Annotated in this window: 20 protein-coding genes and 2 pseudogenes; 13 read left to right on the forward strand and 9 right to left on the reverse strand. The window is 72.2% G+C overall.

Annotated elements, in window-relative coordinates; translation table 11 throughout:
* Positions 1–335 precede the first annotated feature (335 nt).
* The 5 genes and pseudogenes from BLV39_RS27365 to BLV39_RS27385 form a co-directional block, all read left to right on the forward strand.
* Positions 336–1136 (forward strand): annotated as a pseudogene (locus BLV39_RS27365) (MIP/aquaporin family protein); the annotation flags it as partial.
* Positions 1137–1382: 246 nt separating this feature from the next.
* Positions 1383–2900, forward strand: coding sequence for a glycerol kinase GlpK (gene glpK / locus BLV39_RS27370; protein WP_090799057.1), 1518 nt, complete (start codon positions 1383–1385; stop codon positions 2898–2900).
* A 68-nt stretch (positions 2901–2968) separates the two neighbouring features.
* Positions 2969–4672, forward strand: a complete 1704-nt coding sequence (locus BLV39_RS27375) for a glycerol-3-phosphate dehydrogenase/oxidase (RefSeq protein ID WP_204082610.1) — start codon at positions 2969–2971, stop codon at positions 4670–4672.
* A 70-nt stretch (positions 4673–4742) separates the two neighbouring features.
* Positions 4743–5963 (forward strand): MFS transporter, encoded by a 1221-nt coding sequence (locus BLV39_RS27380; protein WP_090799059.1) that lies wholly within the window; start codon positions 4743–4745, stop codon positions 5961–5963.
* A gap of 173 nt (positions 5964–6136) precedes the next feature.
* Positions 6137–7114: a Gfo/Idh/MocA family protein gene (locus tag BLV39_RS27385; RefSeq protein ID WP_090799061.1), complete on the forward strand. Its 978-nt coding sequence runs from the start codon at positions 6137–6139 to the stop codon at positions 7112–7114.
* Here the strand turns inward: BLV39_RS27385 and BLV39_RS27390 are convergent.
* Complete coding sequence (locus tag BLV39_RS27390) at positions 7081–7650, reverse strand: CGNR zinc finger domain-containing protein (RefSeq protein WP_176985096.1); 570 nt, start codon at positions 7648–7650, stop codon at positions 7081–7083. The genes BLV39_RS27385 and BLV39_RS27390 overlap by 34 nt on opposite strands.
* A gap of 19 nt (positions 7651–7669) precedes the next feature.
* On the opposite strand from BLV39_RS27390, the gene BLV39_RS42480 reads away from it, so the two are divergent.
* Genes BLV39_RS42480 through BLV39_RS27400 form a run of 3 tightly spaced genes read left to right on the forward strand, consistent with a single transcriptional unit; the run spans position 7670 to position 12719 of the window.
* Positions 7670–8911 carry an MFS transporter gene (locus BLV39_RS42480; protein ID WP_176985097.1) on the forward strand — a complete coding sequence of 414 codons (1242 nt, stop codon included), beginning with the start codon at positions 7670–7672 and terminating at the stop codon, positions 8909–8911.
* A gap of 37 nt (positions 8912–8948) precedes the next feature.
* On the forward strand, positions 8949–10445 hold the full coding sequence (locus tag BLV39_RS27395; protein WP_090799066.1) for a GMC family oxidoreductase: 1497 nt from the start codon (positions 8949–8951) through the stop codon (positions 10443–10445).
* A 21-nt stretch (positions 10446–10466) separates the two neighbouring features.
* Positions 10467–12719: an FUSC family protein gene (locus BLV39_RS27400; RefSeq protein ID WP_204082609.1), complete on the forward strand. Its 2253-nt coding sequence runs from the start codon at positions 10467–10469 to the stop codon at positions 12717–12719.
* On the opposite strand, the gene BLV39_RS27405 is transcribed toward BLV39_RS27400, so the two are convergent.
* The 3 genes from BLV39_RS27405 to BLV39_RS27415 form a co-directional block, all read right to left on the reverse strand.
* Positions 12709–13935: an FAD-binding protein gene (locus BLV39_RS27405; protein ID WP_239083448.1), complete on the reverse strand. Its 1227-nt coding sequence runs from the start codon at positions 13933–13935 to the stop codon at positions 12709–12711. The genes BLV39_RS27400 and BLV39_RS27405 overlap by 11 nt on opposite strands.
* Before the next feature lie 19 nt (positions 13936–13954).
* Complete coding sequence (locus BLV39_RS27410) at positions 13955–14812, reverse strand: MHYT domain-containing protein (protein ID WP_308442646.1); 858 nt, start codon at positions 14810–14812, stop codon at positions 13955–13957.
* 144 nt (positions 14813–14956) lie between these two features.
* Complete coding sequence (locus tag BLV39_RS27415) at positions 14957–15877, reverse strand: helix-turn-helix domain-containing protein (RefSeq protein ID WP_090800683.1); 921 nt, start codon at positions 15875–15877, stop codon at positions 14957–14959.
* 145 nt (positions 15878–16022) lie between these two features.
* Here BLV39_RS27415 and BLV39_RS27420 point away from each other — a divergent pair, with 145 nt between their 5' ends.
* From BLV39_RS27420 to BLV39_RS27435, 4 genes and pseudogenes are all read left to right on the forward strand, one after another.
* On the forward strand, positions 16023–16868 hold the full coding sequence (locus BLV39_RS27420) for an ABC transporter ATP-binding protein (RefSeq protein WP_090799074.1): 846 nt from the start codon (positions 16023–16025) through the stop codon (positions 16866–16868).
* On the forward strand, positions 16865–17695 hold the full coding sequence (locus BLV39_RS27425; RefSeq protein WP_090799076.1) for an ABC transporter permease: 831 nt from the start codon (positions 16865–16867) through the stop codon (positions 17693–17695). Before BLV39_RS27420 ends, BLV39_RS27425 begins: the two co-directional genes overlap by 4 nt.
* A gap of 47 nt (positions 17696–17742) precedes the next feature.
* Positions 17743–18276: pseudogene (locus tag BLV39_RS27430) on the forward strand (GNAT family N-acetyltransferase); the annotation flags it as partial.
* 21 nt (positions 18277–18297) lie between these two features.
* Positions 18298–18636, forward strand: a complete 339-nt coding sequence (locus BLV39_RS27435) for a DUF952 domain-containing protein (RefSeq protein ID WP_090800686.1) — start codon at positions 18298–18300, stop codon at positions 18634–18636.
* A gap of 65 nt (positions 18637–18701) precedes the next feature.
* On the opposite strand, the gene BLV39_RS27440 is transcribed toward BLV39_RS27435, so the two are convergent.
* The 3 genes from BLV39_RS27440 to BLV39_RS27450 all read right to left on the reverse strand — a co-directional run bounded on the left by BLV39_RS27440 (position 18702) and on the right by BLV39_RS27450 (position 22424).
* On the reverse strand, positions 18702–21659 hold the full coding sequence (locus BLV39_RS27440; RefSeq protein WP_090799078.1) for a glycosyl hydrolase: 2958 nt from the start codon (positions 21657–21659) through the stop codon (positions 18702–18704).
* A 97-nt stretch (positions 21660–21756) separates the two neighbouring features.
* Positions 21757–22068 carry a hypothetical protein gene (locus BLV39_RS27445; protein ID WP_090799080.1) on the reverse strand — a complete coding sequence of 104 codons (312 nt, stop codon included), beginning with the start codon at positions 22066–22068 and terminating at the stop codon, positions 21757–21759.
* Positions 22065–22424 (reverse strand): hypothetical protein, encoded by a 360-nt coding sequence (locus tag BLV39_RS27450; protein ID WP_143049904.1) that lies wholly within the window; start codon positions 22422–22424, stop codon positions 22065–22067. Before BLV39_RS27450 ends, BLV39_RS27445 begins: the two co-directional genes overlap by 4 nt.
* 177 nt (positions 22425–22601) lie before the next feature.
* Here BLV39_RS27450 and BLV39_RS27455 point away from each other — a divergent pair, with 177 nt between their 5' ends.
* Positions 22602–23249: an NAD(P)H-binding protein gene (locus tag BLV39_RS27455; RefSeq protein WP_090799084.1), complete on the forward strand. Its 648-nt coding sequence runs from the start codon at positions 22602–22604 to the stop codon at positions 23247–23249.
* 4 nt (positions 23250–23253) lie between these two features.
* Here the strand turns inward: BLV39_RS27455 and BLV39_RS27460 are convergent, their stop codons facing one another.
* Together BLV39_RS27460 and BLV39_RS27465 are read right to left on the reverse strand one after the other, a co-directional pair.
* Positions 23254–23601 carry a VOC family protein gene (locus BLV39_RS27460; protein WP_090799086.1) on the reverse strand — a complete coding sequence of 116 codons (348 nt, stop codon included), beginning with the start codon at positions 23599–23601 and terminating at the stop codon, positions 23254–23256.
* Positions 23602–23641: 40 nt separating this feature from the next.
* Positions 23642–24976: an AI-2E family transporter gene (locus BLV39_RS27465; protein ID WP_090800688.1), complete on the reverse strand. Its 1335-nt coding sequence runs from the start codon at positions 24974–24976 to the stop codon at positions 23642–23644.
* Positions 24977–25095 lie beyond the last annotated feature (119 nt).

Raw genomic sequence — 25095 nt, forward strand, 5'->3', positions numbered from 1 at the left:
GGCCGTCATCCAGGCCGCCGGAATTAGGGCGAGACCTCGCATCCGCCCCACCATGCCGTAAAAAAAGAGCAATTCTCGGGTTTAAAGCCATTGGCCGTGGCCCTATCGGAGGTCCCGTGCTTGACTGACGTTGAGAGAGGGCGAATCCGAATATTCAGACATAGCCGTTAGTTACGTGTCTATTCCCCGGTTGGGGCCTTCATCCTTTTTGTTGGCCCTGAGGCGCGCTCCTGGCGGTGACTGCCACCAACGATTCGCCAGTTCGCACTGTTGGGGGGCTAAAAGCTGTGGCTGGAATTCGAGGAATTCTCAGCAGACAGAACATCGCGGTCCAGATGATCGCAGAGTTCCTGGGCACGATGATTCTGATTCTGTTCGGTATCGGCGTGGTCGCACAGGTAGTGGCCGGTGGCCCCGGCCTCGGTGACCACGACAGCATCGCGTGGGCGTGGGGCCTCGGTGTTGTGCTCGGTGTCTACACCGCGGCACGCATCTCAGGTGCCCACCTCAACCCGGCCGTCACGATCGCGTTGGCGGCGTTCCGCAAGTTCCCGTGGAAGAGCGTGGTGCCGTACATCATCGCTCAGGTCGCGGGTGCGTTCGTCGGCGCACTGCTCGTGCGCTGGGCCTACAACAAGGTGCTGCACAACGCGGACCCTGGCCTGACCGCCAAGACACAGACGGTGTTCTCCACTCTGCCCGGTAACGGCACGTTGCCGGTCAGCCTGTGGGGCGGCTTCCTGGACCAGGTCATCGGCACGGCGATCCTGGTGTTCCTGATCTTCGTGCTGACCGACCGGCTCAACGACCCGCCGCTGTCGAACCTGACGCCGTTCATCGTGGGTCTGGTCGTGGTCGCGATCGGTATGGCGTGGGGCACCAACGCCGGTTACGCCATCAACCCGGCTCGTGACTTCGGGCCTCGACTGGCGTCCTACATCACCGGATACGGAACGGCGTGGCGAGATCAGTACAACCAGCTCTATTGGTGGGTACCCATCGCCGCACCGATCATCGGTGGCCTCATCGGTGGTCTGATCTACGTGACGCTGATCGGTCGAGTTCTGCCGTACCTGCAGGGCACTGAGGCGCCTGCCGGTCGCGGCGGCGAGGTCGAGACTCCGGTCGACGCCGCCGGTGGGGTTCCGACCGGTGAGCAGCAGACCGGCACGCCGCGCGGCTCGCGGGGCGTCATCGACCCCACACCGGGAGGCAACGATCCGCGCCGACCCGAACCGGGCTCGGGCTTCGATCCCGGCACAGGGCGACTCGATCCGGGTACCAGACGAGATCCGCGAGATCCGGGTTCCGGCCCGATGGATCCGGGGGCTGGCCCCAACAGGTAGGCGACCGGACCCACTGACCCGGAAGGAACGACTGAGATGGCGGATTACGTAGGCGCTATCGACCAAGGCACGACAAGTACGAGGTTCATGATTTTCGACCACGAGGGGCGCGAAGTCGGTCGCCACCAGGTCGAGCACGAGCAGATCCTGCCGCAGGCCGGGTGGGTCGAGCATGACCCGCTCGAGATCTGGCAGCGCACGCAAGAGGTGATCACCACGGCGATGTCCCGGCAGAATTTGTCGGCAAGTGACCTCGCCGCGGTGGGCATCACCAACCAGCGCGAGACGACCGTGGTCTGGAACCGCCGAACCGGGCGGCCCTACTACAACGCGATCGTCTGGCAGGACACCCGGACGGACCGGATCGCGGCCGCGCTCGATCGCGACGGCCGGGGCGACGTCATCCGGCGCAAGGCCGGCCTCCCGCCGGCGACGTACTTCTCCGGCGGGAAGATCCAGTGGATCCTCGAGAACGTCGACGGGGTCCGCGAGGCAGCGGAGAACGGTGATGCGCTCTTCGGCAACACCGATGCCTGGGTGCTGTGGAACCTCACCGGCGGACGGGACGGCGGTCTGCACATCACCGACGTCACGAACGCCAGTCGGACCATGCTGATGAACCTGGAGACGCTCGACTGGGACGACGAGCTCCTGGGGTTCTTCAACATTCCGAAGCAGATGCTGCCGGAGATCCGGCCGTCGTCGGACCCGAACCTGTACGGGATGACGAAGTCCGACGGCCCGTTCCGTGGCGAGGTGGCGCTTCCCGCGTCGCTCGGCGACCAGCAGGCGGCCACGGTCGGCCAGGTCTGCTTCGCCGTCGGCGAGGCGAAGAACACCTACGGCACGGGTAACTTCCTGCTGCTCAACACCGGCAACGAGGTGGTTCGGTCGAAGGCCGGCCTGATCACCACGGTCTGCTACAAGTTCGGCGACCAGGACCCGGTGTACGCACTGGAAGGCTCGATCGCGGTGACGGGCTCGGCCGTGCAGTGGCTGCGCGACCAGCTCGGCATCATCAAGAACGCATCGGAGAGCGAGACCCTGGCGCGCAGCGTCAAGGACAACGGGGGCGTCTACTTCGTACCCGCGTTCTCCGGTCTGTTCGCGCCTTACTGGCAGTCCGACGCGCGGGGTGCGATCGTCGGCCTGTCGCGGTTCAACACGGCCGCACACCTGGCCCGGGCCACTCTGGAGTCCATCTGCTACCAGTCCAAGGACGTGGTGGAGGCGGCACAGAAGGACTCCGGCGTCGCGCTGGACATCCTCAAGGTCGACGGCGGCATCACCGCCAACGACCTGGCGATGCAGATGCAGGCCGACATCCTCGGTGTGCCGGTGAGCCGGCCGGTGGTCGCGGAGACCACCGCGCTGGGCGCCGCGTACGCCGCCGGCCTGGCCGTGAAGTACTGGAACTCGGTCGAGGAGCTGCGGGCGCACTGGCACGAGGATCGCCGCTGGACGCCTGAATGGAACGACAAGCAGCGGGCCGAGGGCTACAAGATGTGGAAGAAGGCCGTCGAGCGAACCATGGGTTGGCTCGAGGTCGACTGATGTTCCAACCGGGGCGCCGCCTGCGTACGCGCATGCGGCGCCCCACCGCATGACAGCAGGAGGTTGACGTGGAGGCCGTGGCCCTATCCGCAGCACAACGCAACCGGGACCTCGCCGGGATGGCCGAGCGCGAACTCGACGTCCTGGTCGTGGGTGGCGGTGTGGTCGGCGCCGGCTGCGCCCTCGACGCGGTCACTCGTGGCCTGTCGACCGCGTTGGTCGAGGCGCGCGACTGGGCGTCCGGCACGTCGAGCCGCTCCAGCAAGCTGATGCACGGCGGCCTGCGCTATCTGGAGCAGTTCGAGTTCGGGCTGGTAGCCGAGTCCTTGCGGGAGCGCGGCCTGCTCCTGCAACGAATCGCGCCGCACCTGGTGCACCCCGTGCAGTTCCTCTACCCACTCAAGCACCGGATCTGGGAGCGCCCGTACGTGGGCAGCGGCCTGATCCTCTACGACACGATGGGCCTCACGTCCGGCACCGCCCGCGGCGTGCCGCATCACAAGCACCTGACCCGCCGGGGCGCGCTCAAGGTGGCGCCCGGGCTGAAGAAGTCGTCGCTGATCGGCGCCGTGCAGTACTACGACGGCCAGGTCGACGACGCCCGGCACACGATGAGCGTGGTCCGCACGGCGGCCAGCTACGGCGCGCTGGTGGCCAACCGCGCCCGGGTGGTCGACTACCTGCGCGAAGGCGAACAGGTGGTCGGCGCGCTGGTCGAGGACCTGATGACGGGCGCGACCCGCGAGGTCCGGGCCAAGGTGGTCATCAACTCGACCGGCGTCTGGACCGACGACACCCAGCAGCTCGCCGACACGCGCGGTGAGTTCCACGTCCGCACCTCGAAGGGCGTGCACTTCACCGTGCCGCGGGACCGGATCCCGATCGACACCGGGCTGATCCTGCGTACGGAGAAGAGCGTGCTGTTCGTCATCCCGTGGGGCCGGCACTGGCTTATCGGCACCACCGACACCGACTGGGAGCTCGACAAGGCCCGGCCGGCGGCCACCGCGACGGACATCGAGTACCTGCTGGAGCACGTCAACCGGGTGCTGGTCAATCCGTTGACCGAGGCCGACATCGAGGGTGTCTACGTCGGACTGCGCCCGCTGGTGGCCGGCACCGCCGAGTCGACCAGCAAGCTGTCGCGCGACCACTCGGTGGCCAGCCCGGTGCCGGGCATGGTCGTGGTGGCCGGTGGCAAGTACACCACCTACCGCAAGATGGCCGAGGACACCGTCGACCTGGCCGTGCGCGCGCTCGACCAGGAGAACGTGCCGGAGTCACCGACCAAGGACGTCCCGCTGGTCGGCGCGGACGGCTACAAGGCTCTGTGGAACCAGCGCCACGAGCTCGCCGAGGCCTGGGGGCTGCACGTCCACCGGATCGAGCACCTGCTCAACCGGTACGGCTCGCTGATCTTCGAGCTGCTGCGGCTGGTCGCGCAGGACCGCGGCCTGGCCGAGCCGCTGCCCGGTGCCGACGACTACCTGCGGGTGGAGGCGGTGTACGCGGCCAGCCACGAGGGCGCACTGCACCTCGACGACGTGCTGGCCCGGCGCACGAGGGCGTACTTCGAGACGTTCTCGCGGGGGGTCCAGGCGGCACCGGACGCGGCCCGGCTGATGGGCGAGGTGCTCGGCTGGACCGACGTCGACGTCGACCGCGAGGTGGCCGCGTACGAGCAGGCCATCGAGGCCGACCGCAAGGCGCAGGAGGCACCTGACGACGCGGCGGCCGACGCGGCCCGCCTCGTCGCCGTCGACCTGGGCTAGGTATCGAAGGAAGGGCCCCTCCTCGTCGAGGGGCCCTTTCTCCGGTTTCGACAAGCTGTATAGTACAGCTATGTCTGCGGCACCGACCACGAGCCCGTTCAAGCAACCGCGCGCCGTCTGGGCGGTGGCGTTCGCCTGCGTCGTGTCGTTCATGGGCATCGGCCTCGTCGACCCGATCCTGCCCGCGCTCGCCGGCGACCTGCACGCCACGCCCAGCCAGGTGTCGCTGCTGTTCACCAGCTACCTGGTGGTCACGGCGGTGGCGATGCTGTTCGTCGGCGCCGTCTCCAGCCGGATCGGCGCCAAGCGCACGCTGGTGGTCGGCCTGGTGATCATCGTGGTGTTCGCCGCGCTCGCCGGCGCCTCCGACTCGATCGGCGGGATCGTCGGCTTCCGGGCGGGCTGGGGCCTCGGCAACGCCCTGTTCATCGCGACCAGCCTCGCGGTCATCGTCGCCTCAGCCAGCGGCGGCTTCGCCGGTGCCATCATCCTGTACGAGACGGCGCTCGGCCTGGGCATCGCGGTCGGCCCACTGCTCGGCGGCGAGCTCGGCAGCATCAGTTGGAAGGGCCCGTTCTTCGGCGTCTCGGTGCTGATGTTCATCGCCCTGATCGCGACCATCGCGTTCGTGCCCGCGCTGCCCAAACCCGCGCGCCCGACCAGCATCGGCGCCCCGCTCAAGGCCCTGCGCCACCGCGGGCTGCTGATCATGGGCCTGACCGCGCTGCTCTACAACTGGGGCTTCTTCACGATGCTCGGCTACGCGCCGTACCCGATGGAGCTGAAGGCGCACGACCTCGGCCTGGTGTTCACCGGCTGGGGTCTGCTGGTCGCGCTGTTCAGTGTGTTCTTCGCACCGCGCCTGCAGGCGCGGTTCGGCACGGCCAAAGTGCTCTACGTCAACCTGGCCGCGCTCGGCGTCGTGATGACGGTGATCGGCGCCGGCGTCGACGACCCGACCACGGTGATCGTCGCGGTGATCGTCAGCGGCGCCTTCATCGGCATCAACAACACGCTGACCACGCAGGCGGTCATGCTGGTCTCCCCGGTCGAGCGCCCGACGGCGTCGTCCGCGTACGGCTTCGTCCGCTTCATCGGCGGCGGCCTGGCGCCGTTCGTCGCGGGCAAGCTGGCCGACACGTTCAACCTGTCGGTCCCCTTCTACCTGGGCGGCGTGGCCTTCGTATTGGCAATCGCCGTGCTGGCCACCGGACACTCGCTGATCGGCCGGGCCGAGCGCGACCTGGCCACCCCGTCCGACGTCGCCGATCTCGATCCGGTCGGCGCCTAGGGCCTGTCCTGCCGATCAGCGCGAGCCGAGACGGAGTCCAGGTGTCGTCTGGTGGTGGCCCGGGATTGCCGGGATACCGGTGTTGTATCTCGGTGATCCTGGGACGCCGCCAGGCGGCGGCTGGGCCCGTCGCAGGCCGCGTTGATCGGCAGGACAGGCCCTAGACTGCGGCGATGCGGATCGGGGTGCTGGGTGCCGCGCGGATCGCGCCGGCGGCGCTGGTGCGGGCGGCCGGGGCCGTCGGTGGGGTCGAGGTCGCGGCGGTCGCGGCGCGGGATCGTGGGCGGGCGGCCACCTTCGCGCGGCGGCACGGCATCGCCACCGTGCACGGGTCGTACGAGGATCTCGTGGCCGATCCGAGCCTGGACGCCGTCTACGTGCCGCTGCCCAACGGGCTGCATGCCCAGTGGACGCTCGCGGCCATCGCGGCCGGCAAGCACGTGCTCTGCGAGAAGCCGTTCACCAGCAACGCCGCGCAGGCGGCCCGAGTGCGGGACGCCGCCGCCGGCACCGGGCTGGTGGTGATGGAGGCGTTCCACTACCGCTACCACCCGCTGGCCCGGCGGATGGCCGGCGCGATCCGGGAGGGTGAGCTCGGCGCGATCGAGCGGGTGGAGACCTCGATGTGCTTCCCGCTGCCCCGCTTCGGCGACATCCGCTACCAGTACGAGCTGGCCGGCGGCGCGCTGATGGACGCCGGCTGTTACGCCGTGCACTGCCTGCGGATGCTCAGCCCGGGCGAGCCCACGGTGACGTCGGCGACGGCGCGCACGCTGCACCGGGACCCGCGGGTCGACCGGGCGATGACCGCCGAGCTCGTCCTGCCCGGCGGCGGCACCGGCCGCATCCAGGCGTCCATGTGGTCCTCGACGCTGCTGCGGATCCGCGCCCGGGTCGTCGGCACCCGCGGCACGATGTCGGTCTTCAACTACGCCACGCCGCAGCTTCCCTCACGGTTCTCGCTGACCGTCGACGGGCGGCGGCGTCAGGAGCGGTTCGGCGGCGAGCCGACGTACGTGCACCAGCTTCGCGCGTTCGTGGCCGCCGTGGACGGCAAGCACACCAACCTGACCCCGCCCGACGACTCGGTCGCGACGATGTCGCTGATCGACGCCATCTACGAGGCCGCCGGACTGCCGCCCCGGCCCTGACCGCGGGCCGCGGCCCGGTGTGCCGCGACGCGTACCCGGCTGGCGCAGGTCGGCGAGCAGAACCGGCGGGCCGGCCCCGCCCCGGTCCGCAGCAGCGCGTCCCGGCAGTCGGCGGCCGCGCACCGGCCGAGCACCCCGGCGCCGTGCTCGGCGACCAGCAACGCGAGCCCCATCGCACCGGACGCGGCGAGCCACCCGCCCCACGACGACCCGGGGGCGTCGACGTGCAGGTGCAGCGGCACACCGGCGTGCGCGGCCAGCCTCGGCCGGGCGCTGCTGGCCAGCATGGCGTTGAGCCGCTCGGCCAGTACCGACTCGGTCGCAGCGTCGAACACGCCGGTGAAGGCCTCCCGCGCGGTCAGCGCGTCGCGCAAGTCGGAGGCGTCGACCTCGACCGGCTCCGGTTCGTCGTGTGCGCGCAGCAACGCGGCGAGCGCGGCCGGCGTGGTCAGCAGGTCAGGGTGGCGCTGCCCCGGCGCGGTGTTCTCGAGGGCCGTCGCGAGGGCCGCCCAGCGCGAGTATCCGAACGCGGTCACGACTGTTACGGTACTGCACGTGCAACCCGTTACACCACGCACCCGCCGCCTGCTGGTGGCCGCGACCGGCTCGCGGCTGGCCGACGAGGCCGCCGCCGTCGCGGTGGCGCTGCACGTGGTCGCCCGCACCGGCGACGCCGGGCTCGCCGGCCTGGTCGTCGCCGCCTTCGCCCTGCCCACGCTGGTCACCGGCCCCGTGCTGGGTGCCCTGCTGGACCGGCTGCGCGCACCCCGCGCCCTGTTCCTGGCCAACCAGCTCGCGCTCGCCACCGCCCTGGCCGGCATCCTGCTGCTCGCCGGCCGCGCACCCGGCGCGGCGCTGGTCGGCTTCGGCCTGCTCGCCGGGCTGACCGCGCCGATCCTCACCGGCGGCTACAGCGCGCTCGTGCCGCGCACTGGCGAGCGGCGGCTCGCCCGGGCTGCGGGCCGGGCCGGCGACGGGTGGGCCGCCGGGCACGCCCTCGACGCCGCCAGCTACGACGTCGCCGGTTTGGGCGGCCCCGCACTGGTCGCGGTCGTCGCCAGCCTCGCGGGCGCCGGACCCGCGCTCGCCGCCACGGCGGCCGTGGCCGTCGCCGGGCTGGCGCTGGTCGCCGCCGCGCCGATGCCGGGGCCGACCGTGGACCCCGGAAAGCCGGCCGCGCCGCACGAGGGGCTGGTCCTGCTGTGGCAGGTGCCGGAGCTACGGGCCACCACCGCGGCGACCACGATCGGCTTCGCCGCGCAGGGCCTGCTGCCGGTGACCTTCCCGCTGCTCGCCCTCCACTTCGGACATCCGGCCGGGCACGGCGCGTGGTTCCTCACCGCGCTCAGCGCCGGCTCGCTGGTCGGCGCGCTGGCCTCGGCCCGGCTGCTGACCCGCTACGCACCCGTGCCGGTGCTGGCCGCCGCGCTCGCCGTGCTCGGCCTGGCACTGACCGGCATCGCGGCGACACCGACGCTGCCGCTCGCGCTGGCCGTGGCCCTCGTGGGCGGCGTCGCGACCGGCCCGATGCTCGCCGCCACGCTCGCGGTGCGCCAGCGGTCCGTCCCCTCCGGACGGTACGGCCAGGTGGTCGCGACTGCCGCCAGCATCAAGGTCGGCGCGTACGCCCTCGGCGCGGCCGCCACCGGCCCGGTGACCGCCTGGCTGCCGCCGCGCGGCGTGCTGCTGCTGGTCGGCGTCGCCCAGCTCGCCGCCCTGCTGCCACTGGCCAGGGCAGCCCGGCCAACCGCGCCGCTTTCCGCCATTCCCCGGACACCCGGCTCGGTGTCGGCCTAGCCTTGGACGCGATGGGCTGATCCTTGGGAGGATCGCCATGCGCTCCTTCGACTACATCGTGGTGGGCGCCGGCACCGCCGGTTGCGTGCTGGCCACCCGCCTGTCCGAAGATGCCGATGCCAGCGTCCTGTTGCTGGAGGCCGGCACCGCCTTCCCGCCACCGCTCGCCCGTGACCCGTTGGCCTGGCCGGCGCTGGCCGGCACCGAGGTGGACTGGCGCTACACCACCGTCCCGCAGTCGGGCGCCGACAGGCAGCAGCTCCCGTATCCGCAGGGCCGGGTGCTCGGCGGCTCCGGCGAGATCAACGGGCTGACGCACGTGCGCGGCGACCCCGCGAGCTATGACGCGTGGGACGAGGCGGGCGCGATCGGCTGGACGTACGAGTCGATGCTGCCGTTCTTCATGCGCAGCGAGACCACTCTCGGCGGCGACCCGGCCTATCGGGGCCAGGCCGGGCCGGTGCCGGTCGACCCGCCGGCCACCACCGACCCGCTGTGGGAGGCGTTCTTCACGGCCGCGGTCGAGGCCGGGCACCATCCGAACGCCGACAGCAACGGCCCGAACGCCGAGGGCACGTCGTGGAGCGAGGTGACGGTGCGGGACGGGGTGCGCCGCGGCGCCGCCGAGGCCTATCTCGCGCCGGTCGCGCAGCGGCCGAACCTGACCGTGCTCGCCGACGCGGCCGCGGTGCGCCTGGTGGTCGACCACGGCGCCTGTCGCGGCGTCGCGTACCGGGTCGACGGGCACACCGGGGTCACGTACGCCGACCGCGAGGTGCTGTTGGCCGCCGGCACGATCGGGTCGCCGAGGCTGCTCATGCTCTCCGGCATCGGTCCCGGTGACCACCTGCGCGAGGTCGGCCTGCCGGTGGTCGCCGACCTGCCGGGCGTCGGCGGGAACCTCCAGGACCACCCGAGGTCGCAGGTCGCGTACGCCGCCAGCCGGCCGGTGGGCGACGGCACGCTGGCCCGCCGGCCGCACGTGCTGGCCCGCTCCGGCGACGGCCCGCCGGACCTCCAGCTCGGCTTCGTGGCGGAGCCGATCCATCCACGGTGGATGCCCGGCGACGAGCCCGGATTCTCGGTGGTCTTCGCGCTGATGTCCCCGGACAGCCGTGGCACCGTCCGGCTGCGCGATCCAGACCCGTTCGAGCCTCCGCTGATCGACCCGGCGTTCCTCACCGACGACGGCGACGTCGCGCGGATGGTGGCCGGGTTGCGGGCGGCACGGGAGGTCGGCGACGCACCGGCGCTGGCGGACCTGCGCGCGGGTGAGGAGTACCCGGGCGCGGCGGTGACCAGCACGGCGGTGCTCGCCCAGTACGTCCGGGACACCGCGACGAGCTCGTTCGACCCGGTCGGCACCTGCCGGATGGGCATCGACGGTGCGGCGGTGGTCGACCCGACGCTGCGAGTGCACGGCATCGCGGGGCTGCGGGTCGCCGACGCCTCGGTGATGCCGTCGATCGTCTCCGGCAACGTCAACGCGCCGACGCTGGCCATCGCCGAGCGCGCCGCGAGCCTGATCGGTTAACCTCCGCTTTGTGGGGGTCTGGTGCGGTTGACGTCCGGCGCCGTCAAGCGCCTCTGGACCGACGACGCGGTGCGCCGGGCCGCCCGCGCGGCGGTGGTGGCGCCGAGCGTCTTCGCGATCGGCCTCGAGGTGATCGGCAACGTCGCGATCGGCACGTTCGCCGCGATCGGCGTGTTCTGCCTGCTGCTGCTCGTCGACTTCGGCGGGCCGATGCACGAGCGGATCGAGGCGGAGGTCGGGCTGATCCTGGCGGGCGGCGCGCTGATCGCGGTCGGCACGCTGATCTCGCGGCACGTCGCCCTGGCCGCCCCGATCACGGCGCTGATCGCGTTCCTCATCCTGTTCTCGGGCGTGGTGAGCTCGGTGCTGGCCAGCGCCAGCATCTCCCTGCTGCTCGCGGTGATCCTCGCCGTGTCCCTGCCCGCCGGGCCTGACCAGGTCATCCCGCGCCTCGCCGGCTGGGGCCTGGCGGCCGGCGCCTCACTGATCGCGGTCCGGTTCCTCTGGCCGGCTCCGGCCCGCGACCCGTTGCGCGCGCCCACGGTGGCGGCGTGCCGGGAACTCGCCCGGACCCTGCACGCCGGCGCCGAGATCTGGCGCGGCGGCGGTCCTTCCGACGAGTCGTACACGGCAATGCTCGACCAGGCCGACCGGGTGGTCGCCGGGCTGCACCGCGGCTTCCTCGCGACGCCCGTGCGCCCGACCGGCCTGTCCACGGCCGCCCGCACGCGAGTGCGGTTGATCGACGAGTTGACCTGGATCCGGGACGTCGTCCGGCATCCCACGGCGCGGGCCACCGGCACCGAGGCCGCCGCGGCGGCGAAACAGGCCGCCGGCGACGTGCTGGACGAGGCGGCCACCCTGCTGGAACGGCCGGAGACCTCGCCCGACGCGCTGCACGCGGCCCACCGTCGGCTCGACGCCGCGCTGAGCCGCGTGGGTCGGGAGACGACCGAGATGCTGCCGGAGGGCCGGATGGCCGACGAGGGCCGGATGGCGACGTTCGTCAGCGCGCTCGCGCCGAGCTTCCGGGTGCAGGAGGTCGCGTACGCGATCCGCCTCGTGGCCCGCGACGTCGAGCTGAGCGTGGCCGCCGAGCGACGCACCTGGTTCCAGCGGTTCCTGGGGCAGCAACCGGGCGGGCTGGCCGGGCCGCTGTCCACCGCGCGCGAGCGGGCGATGGCGCACCTGGAACGGCACTCCACCTGGCTGCACAACAGCCTGCGCGGGGCGGTCGGGGTGGCCGTGGCGGTCATCGTCGTGCACTACACCGACGTGCAGCACTCGTTCTGGGTCATCTTCGGCACGCTCGCCGTCCTGCGCTCCAACGCGCTGGCCACCGGGCAGAACGCGGTGCGGGCCATCCTCGGCACCATCGTCGGTTTCGTGATCGGGTCGGTGATCCTGATCGGCTTCGACACGGACATCACCGTCCTCTGGGCCCTGTTGCCGGTCGCCGTCCTGATGGCCGGCATCGCACCGGCGTTGGTCTCGTTCGCGGCCGGGCAGGCGGCGTTCACGGTCACCCTGCTGATCCTGTTCAACATCATCAAGCCGGCCGGCTGGCAGCTCGGCCTGATCCGGATCGAGGACATCGCGATCGGCGTGGGCATCAGCCTCCTGGTCGGGCTGCTGCTCTGGCCGCGCGGCGCGCGCAAGGAGCTGCGGAACGCGCTGGCGGCCGCGTACGCCGACAGCTCCCGCTATCTGCACGCGGCCATCGCGTACGCGGCGCAGTGCTGTGACGGCACCGCGCGCCCGCCGGTGCCGACCGCCGAGGCGCAGCGGGCCGTGGCGGCGTCCCGCCGGCTCGACGACACGTTCCGCACCTACCTGTCCGAGCGCGGCGCCAAGCCGATGCCGCTCGCCCAGATCACCGGCCTGGTCAACGGTGTGGCCGGCCTGCGCATCGCCGCCGACGCGGTGCTCGACCTGTGGCAGCGCGGCCGGCCCGCGGCGGGCGACCGCGCCGCCGCACGCTCGCTGCTGCTGCGCACGAGCCGGGACGTCGAGCACTGGTACGCGGAGCTAGCCGACAGCATCGCCGGCGAGCGGCCCACGCCCGCCCCGGCGCCGCCCGACCTGGTCGCCGACGGTCAGCTCGTCGACGCGGTCCAGCACGACCTGCGCAGCGGCGACGACGGCGCGGCCTCGACGGCGGTGCGGGTGATCTGGACCGCGGACCACATCGACGCCGCCCGCCGGCTGGAGGTGAGCCTGGTCGAGCCGGCCCGGCTGGCCGAGCAGACCAAGCCGCACGCCGTCACGGGTTGAGCAGGTCGTCCACCATCGCGTTGCCGAACTTGCCGGTCGGGTCGACCCGGGCGCGCAGGGCACGGAAGTCGGCCATGCGTGGATAGCGCCCCGCGACGTCGGTCGTGGCGAAGCACTTGCCCCAGTGCGGCCGCGCGCCGAGCGGCAGGAGCGCGGCCTCGATGTCGGGCAGCAGCGCGTACACCCGGTCGGCGTCCTTGACCCAGGTGAAGTGGATGCCGACCACGTCGGTGCCGTAGGCGGGACTCAGCCAGAGGTCGTCGGCGGCGACCGTGCGAAGCTCGGAGATCTGGAGCACGGACGCGATCCGTGGGCCGAGCGGTCGCAGCGCCGCGAACGCCGCCGGGACGGCCTCTCTCGGCACCAGGTATTCGCTCTGCAGCTCTTCGCCGCGGCTCGGGGTGAACGCCAGCCGGAAATGCGGAAGCCGCTCGTGCCACGGGCCGGGCACGCCCTGCTGTCCGGTGACCGCCTCGGTCGACGCGCCGGCCAGCATGTGCACGGGCTCGTCGGCCGCCGCGACACCGAACAGCTCGGCCGGCGGCGTGCCGCGGCTCTTCAGCCAGACCTGGGCGATCCGGTCGGTGTCCCAGTCGACGAACAGGCTGACGCTGTAGGCGGCGCCGGTCAGGGCGTCGAAGTCCGTTTCCACGCGGGACCACGGCAGGTCACGGTAGACGGCTTGCCGGACCACATAGGACGGCTCGACGTCGAGCGTGACCCGGGTCACCACGCCGAGGGCGCCGAGCGCGACCACGCTGCCCGCGAAGTCCGGCTCGCCCCGGGCGACCCGGCGCAGCGTGCCGTCCGGGCCGATGATCTCGACCGCGCGTACGCCGGCGGCCAGCGAACCGGTGCGGTCACCGGAGCCGTGCGTGCCGGTCGCCACCGCGCCGGCGACCGAGATGTGCGGCAGCGACGCCATGGTCGCCAGCGCCCAGCCCAGTGCGTCGAGCGCCACCGCGACCTCGCCGTACCGGGCGCCACCGCCCACCGTCACGGTGCCGGCGGCCTCGTCGAGGACGAGGTCCATCGGCAGCGCGGCGGTGGACAGCAACAGCCCAGGTGTGTCGGCGATGCCGGTGAACGAGTGCCGGGTGCCCAGCGGCCGCACCCGCTCAGCGCCGGCGACCAGTGCCCGCGCCTCGTCGACGGTCGCGGGACTGGCCAGCCTGGCGGCGCCGTACTGGTGGCTGCGTGCCCAGTTGAACTCCATGGGCATTAAACCTATTGGGTCAGCGCCGGCTCTGGAAACGCGAGGCCAGGCCCTGCGGGTCGGGACCGGACTGGGCGGGCTTGGCGGGCTCGTTCCGGGCGGCCAGGCCGTGCGGGTCGGGAGCGGGCGCGGTGCTCTGGGGCTGGTCGATCCGGCCGGCCATCCGGTTCTGGAGGTATTCCGCTCCGGCCCGGTCGTCGGCGGTGGGCGCGGCGAGCACCGCGTAGACCAGGCCGATGACCACCAGGATCACGGCGAGCACGATCGGGACCAGCAGGTTGGAGGCGGTCGCGCCGGACTGGGTGCCCTGCTCCTCGTGGAGTTGGGCCGACATCGAGTACATGCCGGTGAAGTGCATGCCGTTGACGGCAACGCCCATGACCAGGGCCGAGCCGATCACGGCGAGAGTGCCCCTGACGTTGGTCGCCAGCCAGAGCGCGACCGCGGCCGCGACGACGGCAATGGCAACGGACAGGACGACCTTGGTGGTGTCGTAATGGACTTCGGCATTGAGTCGCATCGCGGCCATGCCCGTGTAATGCATCGCCGCGACGCCGAGGCCGGCGAGGATGCCGCCGACTAGCACCTTGACGAGCATCGGCCGGCCCATTCCGGCGATGAACAGACCGACACCGACCATGACGATCGCCAGCAGCGCGCTGGCCGCGGTGAGGCCGATGTCATAGCGGATCGGCGCACCGGTGACCGAGAAGCCGAGCATCGCCATGAAATGCATGCTCCAGATGGCCGTGCCACCGATCGCCCAGGCGGCCAGCATGAGCCACCAGGAGCGCTGCGCGGTGCCATGTGCCTCGCGCGCGCGCTGGGCGCAGATCAGGCCCAGTGCCGAACCCAGCACCGACAGCGCGTAACTCAACGCCGGAGTAATCCAGCCATACCCGAATTGGTCTATGTGCGCCATTGTTCGCTTCCGTTGTCCGGCCTCTGGTTGCGAGATCAACAATGTCCTACCAATGGGACGATGACCATGACACTTTCGGCCATAAACCGCTGGGTAGCCTCACGATGACCGGGCGAGTGCCGTCAATGCGGTCCGCTGTGTCCGGGTCAGCCGGGGTATGGCCCGGTAACCACCACCACGCTCCCGGCGAATTACCACCGGTCCGGTCAGGTCGGCGCGCCGGACGGCGTCGTGCAGTGCGGTCTCGACCCGGGTCGCCGGCCAGTCGAGCCCGTTACCCAACGTGGCCGGCCGCAGCGCGACGCCGGCGTGCACCAACGCGGCGGTGACGGTCAGGACGTCGGCCACCTCGGCGTCGGACGGGCCGCCGGACATGTCGTCGCCGAGCCGGCCGAAGAAGCCGGCCAACTCGGCCAGCCGCACACCGGCCGGGGACTCCCGGCCGAACACCACGGCGCCCCGGGCCGCCGCGTCAGCCCAGGCCAGGTGAGCCCGCGCGCTGCTCTCCCACGAGCGCTGCCAGACGTCGTCGTCGACCACGTAGCGCTCGCGCCGGCCGATGCGCTCACGGCGCAACAGGTCAAATGCGGTGAGGTAGGCGACGGCCTTGGACACCGAGGCCGGGCTGACCCGCAGCCGGTCCACCAGTTCGCCGGCGGTGAGCGCGCCGGCGTCGGTGGTGTAGAGGCAGGACAGCACCCGGGCCACCATCCGCGGGATGCCGGCCCCGGCCAGGATCGCGGCGAACTCCTCGACGAACACCCGCCGCTGCTCGGCGTTGCCCGCCGGGCCCGGCTCGTCGGCGCCGAGGGGCGGCTGCTGCCGGCGTGCCCGCCGGGTGGTCGCGCGGTGGGCCCGGTCGGCCGCGTAACCGCGCGGGCCGCCGTTGCGGGCCACCTCCCGCGTCACCGTCGAGGTCGGCCGCCCGAGCCCGCGGGCGATCTCCGCGTAGCCGTCGCCCTCGGCCAACCCGGCCGCGATCGCCACCCGCTCGTCGTGCGTGAGCCTGCCACCGGGCATCGCCACCTCCGTTGCGTTCATCGTCAGCCCATTGCAACGGGAGTTGCGTTTCCGGCCATCACCATTGCAATGATTGCCGGAATCCGTTGTCAGCAAACGACTTTACCGTTGACGGTGCCGTGAACGAAACCTACTGTCCGCCGGTATGACAGTCATCGAGGTCGACGGTGTCCGGATGCGCTACGGCGCGGCCGAGGTGCTGCACGACGTGACGTTCCGGGTGGACGCGGGCGAGACGCTCGCGGTGCTCGGCCCCAACGGCGCCGGCAAGACCACGACCATCGAGATCCTGGAGGGCTTCCGGCGGCCCTCCGCCGGCCGGGTCACGGTGCTCGGCACCGACCCGGCGCACGGCGACGACGCGTGGCGGGCCCGGGTCGGCATCGTGCTCCAGTCCTGGCGCGACCACGGCAAGTGGCGCGTCGGCGAGCTGCTCGGCCATCTCGCGGAGTACTACCCCCGGCCGTGGCCGGCTCCGGAGTTGCTGGCCGCGGTCGGCCTCACCGGCCAGGCCGGCCAGAAGGTCCGCACGCTCTCCGGCGGGCAGCGCCGCCGCCTCGACGTGGCGATCGGTGTGGTCGGCCGCCCCGACGTGCTGTTCCTCGACGAGCCGACCGCGGGCTTCGACCCGGTCGCCCGCCGCGAGTTCCACGACCTGGTCACGGGGTTGGACACCACCGTGCTGCTCACGACGCACGACCTGGACGAGGCCGAGCGGCTGGCCGACCGGATAGTCATTCTCGACCGGGGCCGAGTGGTCGCCGACGGCACACCTGCCGCGCTCGCTCGGGAGATCGTCGGCGCCGACGAGGTGCGCTGGCGCCGCGAGGGCCGGCGGTTCACGGAGTCGACGCCGGACTCGACGGGGTTCGTCCGAGAGCTGTTCGCGGCACACGGCACCGCGATCGCCGAGCTCGAGGTGCACCGGGCCTCCCTGGAGCAGACGTACCTCGCCCTGGTCCGCCACGCCGAGACGGAGGTGGCCCGGTGATCGCGCTGCGCGCGGGCTGGCGCCGGGGACTGATCCTGCTGCGCCAGTCGTTCAGCAACGGTGCCGAACTGTTCGCACACGTCTTCTGGCCGCTGCTGATGGTCGGCGCCGCGGTGGCGCTGCGCGGCCGCGATTTCGGCGCGTTCTCGCTCGGCGCGCTGGCGGTGCCCGGCATCCTCGGCATGAACGCCGCCTTCGGCATGGTCTCGTTGAGCCAGCAGCTCACCGCCGACCGCGAGGACGGCACGTTGCTGCGAGCCAGGGCGACACCACACGGCATGCCCGCGTACCTGATCGGCACCCTGCTGCTGGTCGGTGGCGGCCTGCTGGCCGACCTGGCGGTCTTCCTGGTGCCGGCGGCGCTGTTGGTGCCGGGCCTGGTCACCGGCGGCCTCGGCACCTGGCTGACCGTCGCCGGCCTGCTCGCCCTGGCCCTGGTCGCCACGCTGCCGCTGGGCGTGGTGCTCGGCGCCGCGTTCGGCACCGCCCGCGCCCAGGGCCTGCTCACCCTCCCGATCCTCGGCCTGGTCGCGATCTCGGGCATCTTCTATCCGTTGGCCGCGCTGCCCGGCTGGCTCCAGGCCGTCGGCCAGGTCTTCCCGTTCTACTGGCTGGGGCTGGGCATGCGGGCGGCGCTGCTGCCGGACGCGGCCGTGGCGGTCGAGCTCGGCGAGTCGTGGCGGCACGCGGAGACGGTCGGTGTGCTCGCGGTCTGGGCGGTGGCCGGGCTGCTGCTCGCGCCGGTCGTGCTGCGCCGGATGGCCCGGCGCGAGTCCGGCTCGCTGGTGGCGGCCCGGCGGGAGCGGGCCCTGCGCCGGGCCGGCTGACGGAAAAACGTGGTGCGCGCCGGCCGTCGTGCGCGATAGGAACGGGCATGCCCTCGCTGCTGCTACCCACCGTCGACGTCCACCAGTCGTTCCTCTCGGCCATGGCCGAGTTCCAGGCCGAGGGGCGCGGCGCCCCCGACGACGAGACGATGATCGGATACGAGCTCCGCGAGTACGGCGACCGCTGGGCGGACTCCCGGGTGTTCGCGGACTACGTGGCGGCCCTGCGGGCGGACGCGTGGGAGGAGACGCCCCGCCGCGCGGGCTTCGTGCCGGCGACCACGCTGTGGTGGGTCGACGGCGACGCCTACCTGGGGCGGCTGGCCATCCGGCACCGGCTCACCGACGGGTTGCGGGAGCACGGCGGGCACATCGGCTACGACGTGCGGTCGACCGCCCGGCGGCGCGGCCACGCGACCGCGATGCTGCGCGCGGGCCTGCCCCTCGCCCGCTCGCTCGCCATCGCATCGGCGCTGGTCACCTGCGACCCCGACAACGTCGGCTCACGCAGGGTGATCGAGGCCAACGGCGGCGTGTTCGAAGACGAGCGCTCCGGCAAGCTGCGTTTCTGGGTGCCGACCGCGCCGGTAGGCTCGGCCCCTGTGATCTACAAGCTGCTGGCCACCGCCGAGTGGCGCGCCGCCGAGGCCGCCGGGGTCTACGCGGGTTCCGACTTCGACCGTGGCGACGGTTTCATCCACTTCTCCGGCACCGACCAGGTGGTCGAGACCGCGGCCCGGGTGTTCGCCGGGCAGACCGACCTGACGATGCTCGCCGTCGACCCCGACGTGCTCGGCGACGACCTGCGCTGGGAGGCCTCCCGCGGCGGCGCGCTGTTCCCGCACCTGTACGCGCCGATGCCGCTGACCGCCGTCGTCGCCGTGATCGCCCTGCGCGACGACATCCCCGTCGACGAGGCGGTGGCCGCGGCACTCCCGTGAGCGCCGCGCCAAGGAAGGGACCCTTGTTATCGCCTGGGCGATAACAAGGGTCCCTTCCTTGGCCTTCAGGAGACGGTGAACGGCACGGTGACCGTCGACTGCCTCCCCTCGGCGGTGGTGGCGTCGACCCGCACCGTGGTCGACGCGTTGCCGATCGCGTTCCACAGCTCCAGCCGCGCGCAGCCGCCGTTCATCGCGGCGAGCGTGCCCGACGACGAGCGCAGCCCGGCCGCCTGGGTGTAGTTCTCGGTGCCGACGACCGGGTCCGTGGCGAAGTAGTTGTAGGTCTCCACCCGGCTGTAGGTGCCCGAGCCGGACGGGTCGTACGAGACCCGGGCCTGCACGCCCTGTGCCACCGCACCGCCCGCGTCGACCTGCAACGCGAACGCGGTCGCGCCGCTGACCGGCCCGCGCAGCCCGCACAGCGTGAAGGTGGCCGGGTTGTGCGGGTTGCCGTCCCAGTTGCCGTTGGCCGCCGCCAGCGTGACGGTGGTCGCACCGGAGCCGGCCGATGTGGACAGCAGGCCGCCCGAGCGGGCGAAGAGCAGGTTGGACCCGACCGGCGGGTTGCTGGTCGGCGGGTTGCTCGTGGGCGGGTTACTCGTGGGCGGGTTGCTGGTCGGCGGGTTGCTCGGCTCGCCCGTCGGCGGGTTCGCCACCCCTCCCCCGCCGCTCCAGGTGAAGGCGCCGGTGGTGGCCGTGCGCCCGGCGGGCACGCTCAACGTCCGGCCGTCGGAGAACCGCACGGTCACCGGGTTGGCGGACACGTTGGTCGCCACGTACGTGCGGACGCCGTTCTTTGTGAACACCGCATACAAAGGCGTGTCCGCGGTGACGGTGGCGTCCACGGTGCCGAGGGCGGCGACGTTGCGTACCCAGTGGAAGGTGTGCGCTCTGCTCTCCCCTTCTTCGACCGGATAGCTCGGGTTGGCCCGAAGCGCGGCCAGAGCGGCGTCACCGGCGCCGCCCGAGCCGAGCGCCCGGAACGACCACAGGATGTCCTGCCAGACCGTCGGCTGGCCGCCGTTGTTGCGTACCAGCTCGTCCCAGTTGGTGTTCACATAGGACGGCCGCTGGCCCATGTACAGAGAGCCGCCGGTGATGGGCAGCAGGTTGATGCCCTGGATCATCTCCGGCTCGCCGCTGAACCAGGTGGCGTACGCGCCGCCGTCGCCCCAGACCATGCCGACCGTGCTGTGCCCGAACGCCGTCGGGAAGTTGGTGTCGGTGGCGTCGAACCAGTACTCCTGGATCGCCTGGGCCTGCGTGGTGTAGATGAACAGGCCGGCGTCGCGGACGGCGGTGTTGCCGGTCGCGATGCCCCACTGGATCAGGGCGTTGGCGAAGTTCATCCCCTCGGACGACGACTCTTGGTTGTTGCCCGCGCCGAACGCGGCGTGCCCGGAGGCCCAGTCGTGCCCGGCGTAGATGTCGAAGTCGCGCAGGAACGGGAACATCGGGTCGTTGCGCTGCCAACTGTTCGCGTCGCGGATCAGCAGGTTGACCATCGCGCCGTACTGCGACTGCGCCGCCCACCCCGGGTCGAACCTGGCCAGGGTGGCCGCCGCGGCGATGAAGTAGCCGTAGTGGAAGTGGTGGTCGTTGAGCTCGGTGTCCGAGCCGTACGAGGCCGGGAAGCCGACCAGCGTGCCCCAGGCGGCGTCGTACGCGAAGACGCGCTGGGTCTTGCCCGCCGACGCGGTGAACCAGTCGGTGAGCCGGGTGCGGATCGCGGCGAGCATCCGGTCCCGTTGCGCGGTGCGGCCGAGCTGGTCGGCGATCTCGGCGAGCCGGGCGGCCCGACCGAGGCCCTTGCCGGTCCAGTAGGTGTCGTTGCCGAACCCGGCCAGGGGATCGCTGTTCGCCGCCTGGTCGAGCAGGCCGCCGAGGGTGGTCAGGTCGGCGCCCGCCGACGTGGCGACGGCCGGCACCTCGGGCAGCACGCCCGTGAACTTCGTGGCGGTGGTGAAGGACGAAACCCCGACCAGGGTCCGCATCGGGCCGCGCGCGGAGACGTACGTCGGTGTGATCGGCGAGCCGGCGGCCAGGTTCTTCCACTGGTGCGGGTAGAGGCTCACCACCGTGCCGCTGCCGCTGCCCTCGCGGGCGGTGGTGGCGAACGCGTACGTGGCGATGACGGTGCTGGTGGCCTGGTTGAACGACCAGCTCACGGCGGTGCCGGTGACGTGCCGGTGTGCGTAGGTCGCGTAGCTGTCGGCCAGCGCGGTGCGGTCCGCGGCCGACGTCGACGACGTGGTCGGCAGCAGCGCCACCGACAGGTAGCCGCGACCGGCCAGTGTGGACGTGATGGTGGTGCCACTGACCGTCCAGGTCGCACCGGTCGGCGCGAACGCGACGTAGTCGTGGCCCCGCATGGTGAAGCCGACCCGGGTGCCGCTGTTGACCCAGACGGCGGGGGCGCTCGGGAAGCTCAGGACCGCGTTGCCGCCGGTGACCTGCGCGTACACGAACGGCAGCCCGTGCCCGATGGTGGTGCGCAGCGTGCGCCCGTTGCCGGACCAGTAGGGCGAGACGGTCCAGTCGGTCCAGCCGTCGACCTTCACGTCGGGCGAGCTGAGGCCGGCCACACCGAGGGTGAACTCCCGGCTGTACGGGTAGTGGTACTCCCCCACGGTCGTCGGCGTGCCGGAGACGGTGGCGGTGGTGGTGTAGGAGACGCCGAGGCCGTCGGCGGCGGGCTGGAACGACATCGGGTGGGCGTGCAGCGGTGCCGAGTACTGGCAGCCGACGTTGTCGCGCTTGTAGAGCAGTGACGACCACCAGTCGTTGGTCGGCACCGCACCGGCGGGCGCGTTGCCGGTGACGTAGAGGCGGGGGTTGGCCGAGACGCCGGCACAGGCGGCCGGTGCGGCGCCGCCGGCCGGACGGCTGGTGGCATAGCTGCCGGCGCCCAGGGGTGCGGCGCCGGCACGGTCGATCACGGTGAACGAGAGGACCGTGGCGACGAGCGCCACGGCCAGGACGACGGCGGACGCGCGCCATCCTGAGGAGAACGTTCTCATGGTGCCTCCGGGGACGGTCGGGGGCGTTCTGTTGCTGAGCAGGTCACCAAACCCAGCGGCAGATGTCAATGGCTTCTCAGTGAGCGAGAGAGCGCTCTCACGCCTGGGGACGGCGACGTAGTACGGCGGCGATCAACAGCGCCAGGCCGGCCGCGTGTGCGACGGCGCCCAGCGCACTCGTCACGGCGAGCCCGATCGGCAGGTCAGGAAGCGGACCGCCGCTGTAGTCGGTGCCGCGGGCCCATTCCTCCGCCAGGCCGTCCCACCACCACGACAGGCCTTCGGTGGCGGCGAGCACCGCGAAGCCGGCGATCGCCACACCGGCGGCCCGACCCAAGCGTCGGCGCAGCCCGATCGCCAGCACCAGGCCGACCAGCACGATCGCGGGAAACGCGAAGGTTGAGATCACCGGGTCACCTCGCCGAGGTCGATCGGGCCGCCCTCGAGGGCCGGCGCCGGGGGCTCTCTCCGCCGGAGTCCGGTGAAGACGGACGCGACCAGCAGCAGCATGCCGCCCACGCCCAGGATCTCGATGATCGTGCCGATCGGCGCCACCCATCGCACGAACCGCATGAGGGCGTCACCGTCGCCCGCCACGATCGGGCCGAACCACAGCACCATGATCGTGGTGCTCACGACCAGCGTCACGAGCAGCATCACCAGCGCGCCGGCAGCCATCCAGCCCTGCCGCCGGCGGGACAGCAGCACCAACCCGGTCACCAGGACCAGCGCCTCGGGCACGGACTCGAGCACCAACGACGTCAACAAACGCTCTCCCCGTGACAGTCCTGAGTAGACGGAAAGCCCGGACGATCATCGTCCGGGCAGGCGCTCATCCTAGGGCGACCACCGCGTCCCGCGCGGTCCCGTTGATCATCGACTTCGGCGAGCCACCCGCCCACCTCGCCCGATCGTCCGGCGGCCAGGCGTAGCGTCGTGGGCATGAGGATCGTCATCGCCGGCGGCCACGGCCAGGTGGCCCGGCTGCTCAACCGGCGGCTCGCCGACGCGGGCCACACGCCGGTCGCCATCTTCCGCGACGCCGCGCAGACCGCCGACGTGGTCGCGTCCGGTGCCGAGCCCGTGGTGCTCGACCTGGAGAAGAGCTCCCCGGACGCGGTCGCCGCCGCGCTGCGCGGGGCCGACGCGGTCGTGTTCGCTGCCGGCGCCGGGCCGGGCAGCGGACCGGCCCGCAAGAAGACCGTCGACCGGGACGCGGCGATCCTGCTGGCCGACGCGGCCACGGCGGCCGGCGTGCGCCGCTACGTGCTGCTCTCCGCGATCGGCGCCGACGACTTCGACCCGGCCCTGGACGACGACTTCGAGGTCTACCTGGAGGCCAAGAGCGCGGCCGACGCCGACCTGCGCCTCCGCGACCTGGACTGGACGATCCTGCGGCCGGACGGGTTCACCGACAAGCCGGGCACGGGCAAGGTGACCGTCGCCGAGACGGTCGGCCGCGCGAGCATCCCGCGCGCCGACGTCGCCGCGGTCATCGCCGCCGTGGTGACCGGCAACCTCGCCGTGCACCGCCAGTTCGAGGTCACCGCCGGCGACAACCCGATCGAGGCGGCCATCGCCGCGCTCTAGGTGATCAGTGGGCGAGCACGTTGATCACGTGGCCGTCGGGGTCCCGGACGAAGAACCGGCGCACGCCCCACGGCTCGTCGGTGAGCTCGTGCACGATCTCGGCTCCCGCGGCCCGGGCGGCCTCGTACGCCGCGTCCACGTCGTCGACCTGGATCGAGGCGGCCGGGACGACGGGAGCCGTCGCGTCGTGGGTCATGAGGCTCACCTGCACGTGCGGACGCTCCGGGTCCGCCAGCGTCACGATCCAGCCCTGGTCCATGACCACCTCGAGCCCGAGGACCCCCGTGTAGAAGGCCTTGGCCGCCTCGATCGAGGTGCTCTCGAGATCCGGCACGATTCTGCTGACCGCCACCCGGCGATCCTCGTCCCCACCCCGGCCCGTTGGCAACTCGCTAGGCGGGGGCCGGCCGGGAGGCCGGGGGCGGGTCGACCGACGACTCCACCGTCGGTGGGTCCTCCGGGTCCGCCTCGTCCTCGTCGTCGTCCGACGGCTCGTCGGCCGGCTCGGTGCCTGGCGGCTCCCGGTCCGGGGTGGGCTCGCCGGTCGGATGGTCGGCGAGATAGCGCACCGCCGTGTTGGCGACCGCGAGGATCGGCACCGCGACCAGGCCGCCGACGATGCCACCGACGACGATGCCCGTGGCGATCGCGAGGATGACCGACAGCGGGTGCAGGGCGACCGCGCGCCCCATGATCAGCGGCTGGAGGACGTGCCCCTCGAGCTGTTGCACGCCGATCACGATGGCGAGCACGATCAGCGCGCTGATCGGTCCCTGGGTGACCAGCGCGACCAGCACCGCGACCGCGCCGGTGACGGTGGCACCGACCACCGGGACGAACGCGCCGAGGAAGACCAGGGCGGCCAGCGGCAGCGCGAGCGGGATCCGCAGGACCGCCAGGCCGATTCCGATGCCGGCCGCGTCGACGAAGGCGACCAGGACCGTGGCCCGCACGTACGAGACGAGGGTGTGCCAGGAGTAGTGCCCGGCCCGGGCCACGGGCACCCGCGCGCGCCGGGGCAGCAGCCGGCACAGGAACGTCCAGATCTGCTCGCCGTCACGCAGGTAGAAGAACAGCGTGAACAGGGCCAGGAAGAACCCGGTGACGACCTCGCCGACGGTGGCCGCGGTGGTCAGCGCGCCGGTCGCCAGGCTGTCCCGGTTGTCGGTGAACTGCCGGCGCAGCTGGTCGAACCCGTCGCTGAGCTGGGCCTCCGAGATGTGCAGCGGGCTCTGCGCCAGCCACCTCTGCACCTCGCCGATGCCCTGGCCGACCTGGTCGGAGAGGCTGTCGAACTGGGAGATGAAGGTCTGCACGATCAGGCTGAGCCCGCCGAGCACGACGACCAGCCCGCCGATCAGGACGAGCGCCGCGGCCACCGACTTGTTCATCCCCCGCCGGCGCATCGCGGCCGCGACCGGCTCCAGCAGCGCCGCCAGCAGGATGGCCACCACGACCGGGATGAGCACGACCCGGAGGATCCCCATCACCTTCAGCAGCAGGTACGCGGCCGCGATGAACAGGACGATCCGCCAGGCCCAGGCACCCGCGACGCGTACGCCATGGGGAATGCCGTCGTCGACGGTGGGTGACTTGTCGACCAGCACGACCGGCTGATCGCTCGGCGCCAGCCGCTGCGGTGTGGTGAAGGGCGGCGGCCCGCCCCGCCGCCCGGCGGTGCTCAGTGTGCTGCGCGCCCGTGAGCGGACGGACTCGACCCAGGTCATGCCGCCAGCGTTGCCCATCCTGGCAAGGCCGGAAACCCCCGAACGGTGCGGTCGACCGCACCATCCCCGGGCGGGCGGCCCGGTCGTGCGGGCGTCCGGCCACGGCGAGGCTGATCGGC

The sequence above is a fragment of the Asanoa ishikariensis genome (assembly GCF_900107455.1).
Lineage (GTDB): Bacteria > Actinomycetota > Actinomycetes > Mycobacteriales > Micromonosporaceae > Asanoa > Asanoa ishikariensis.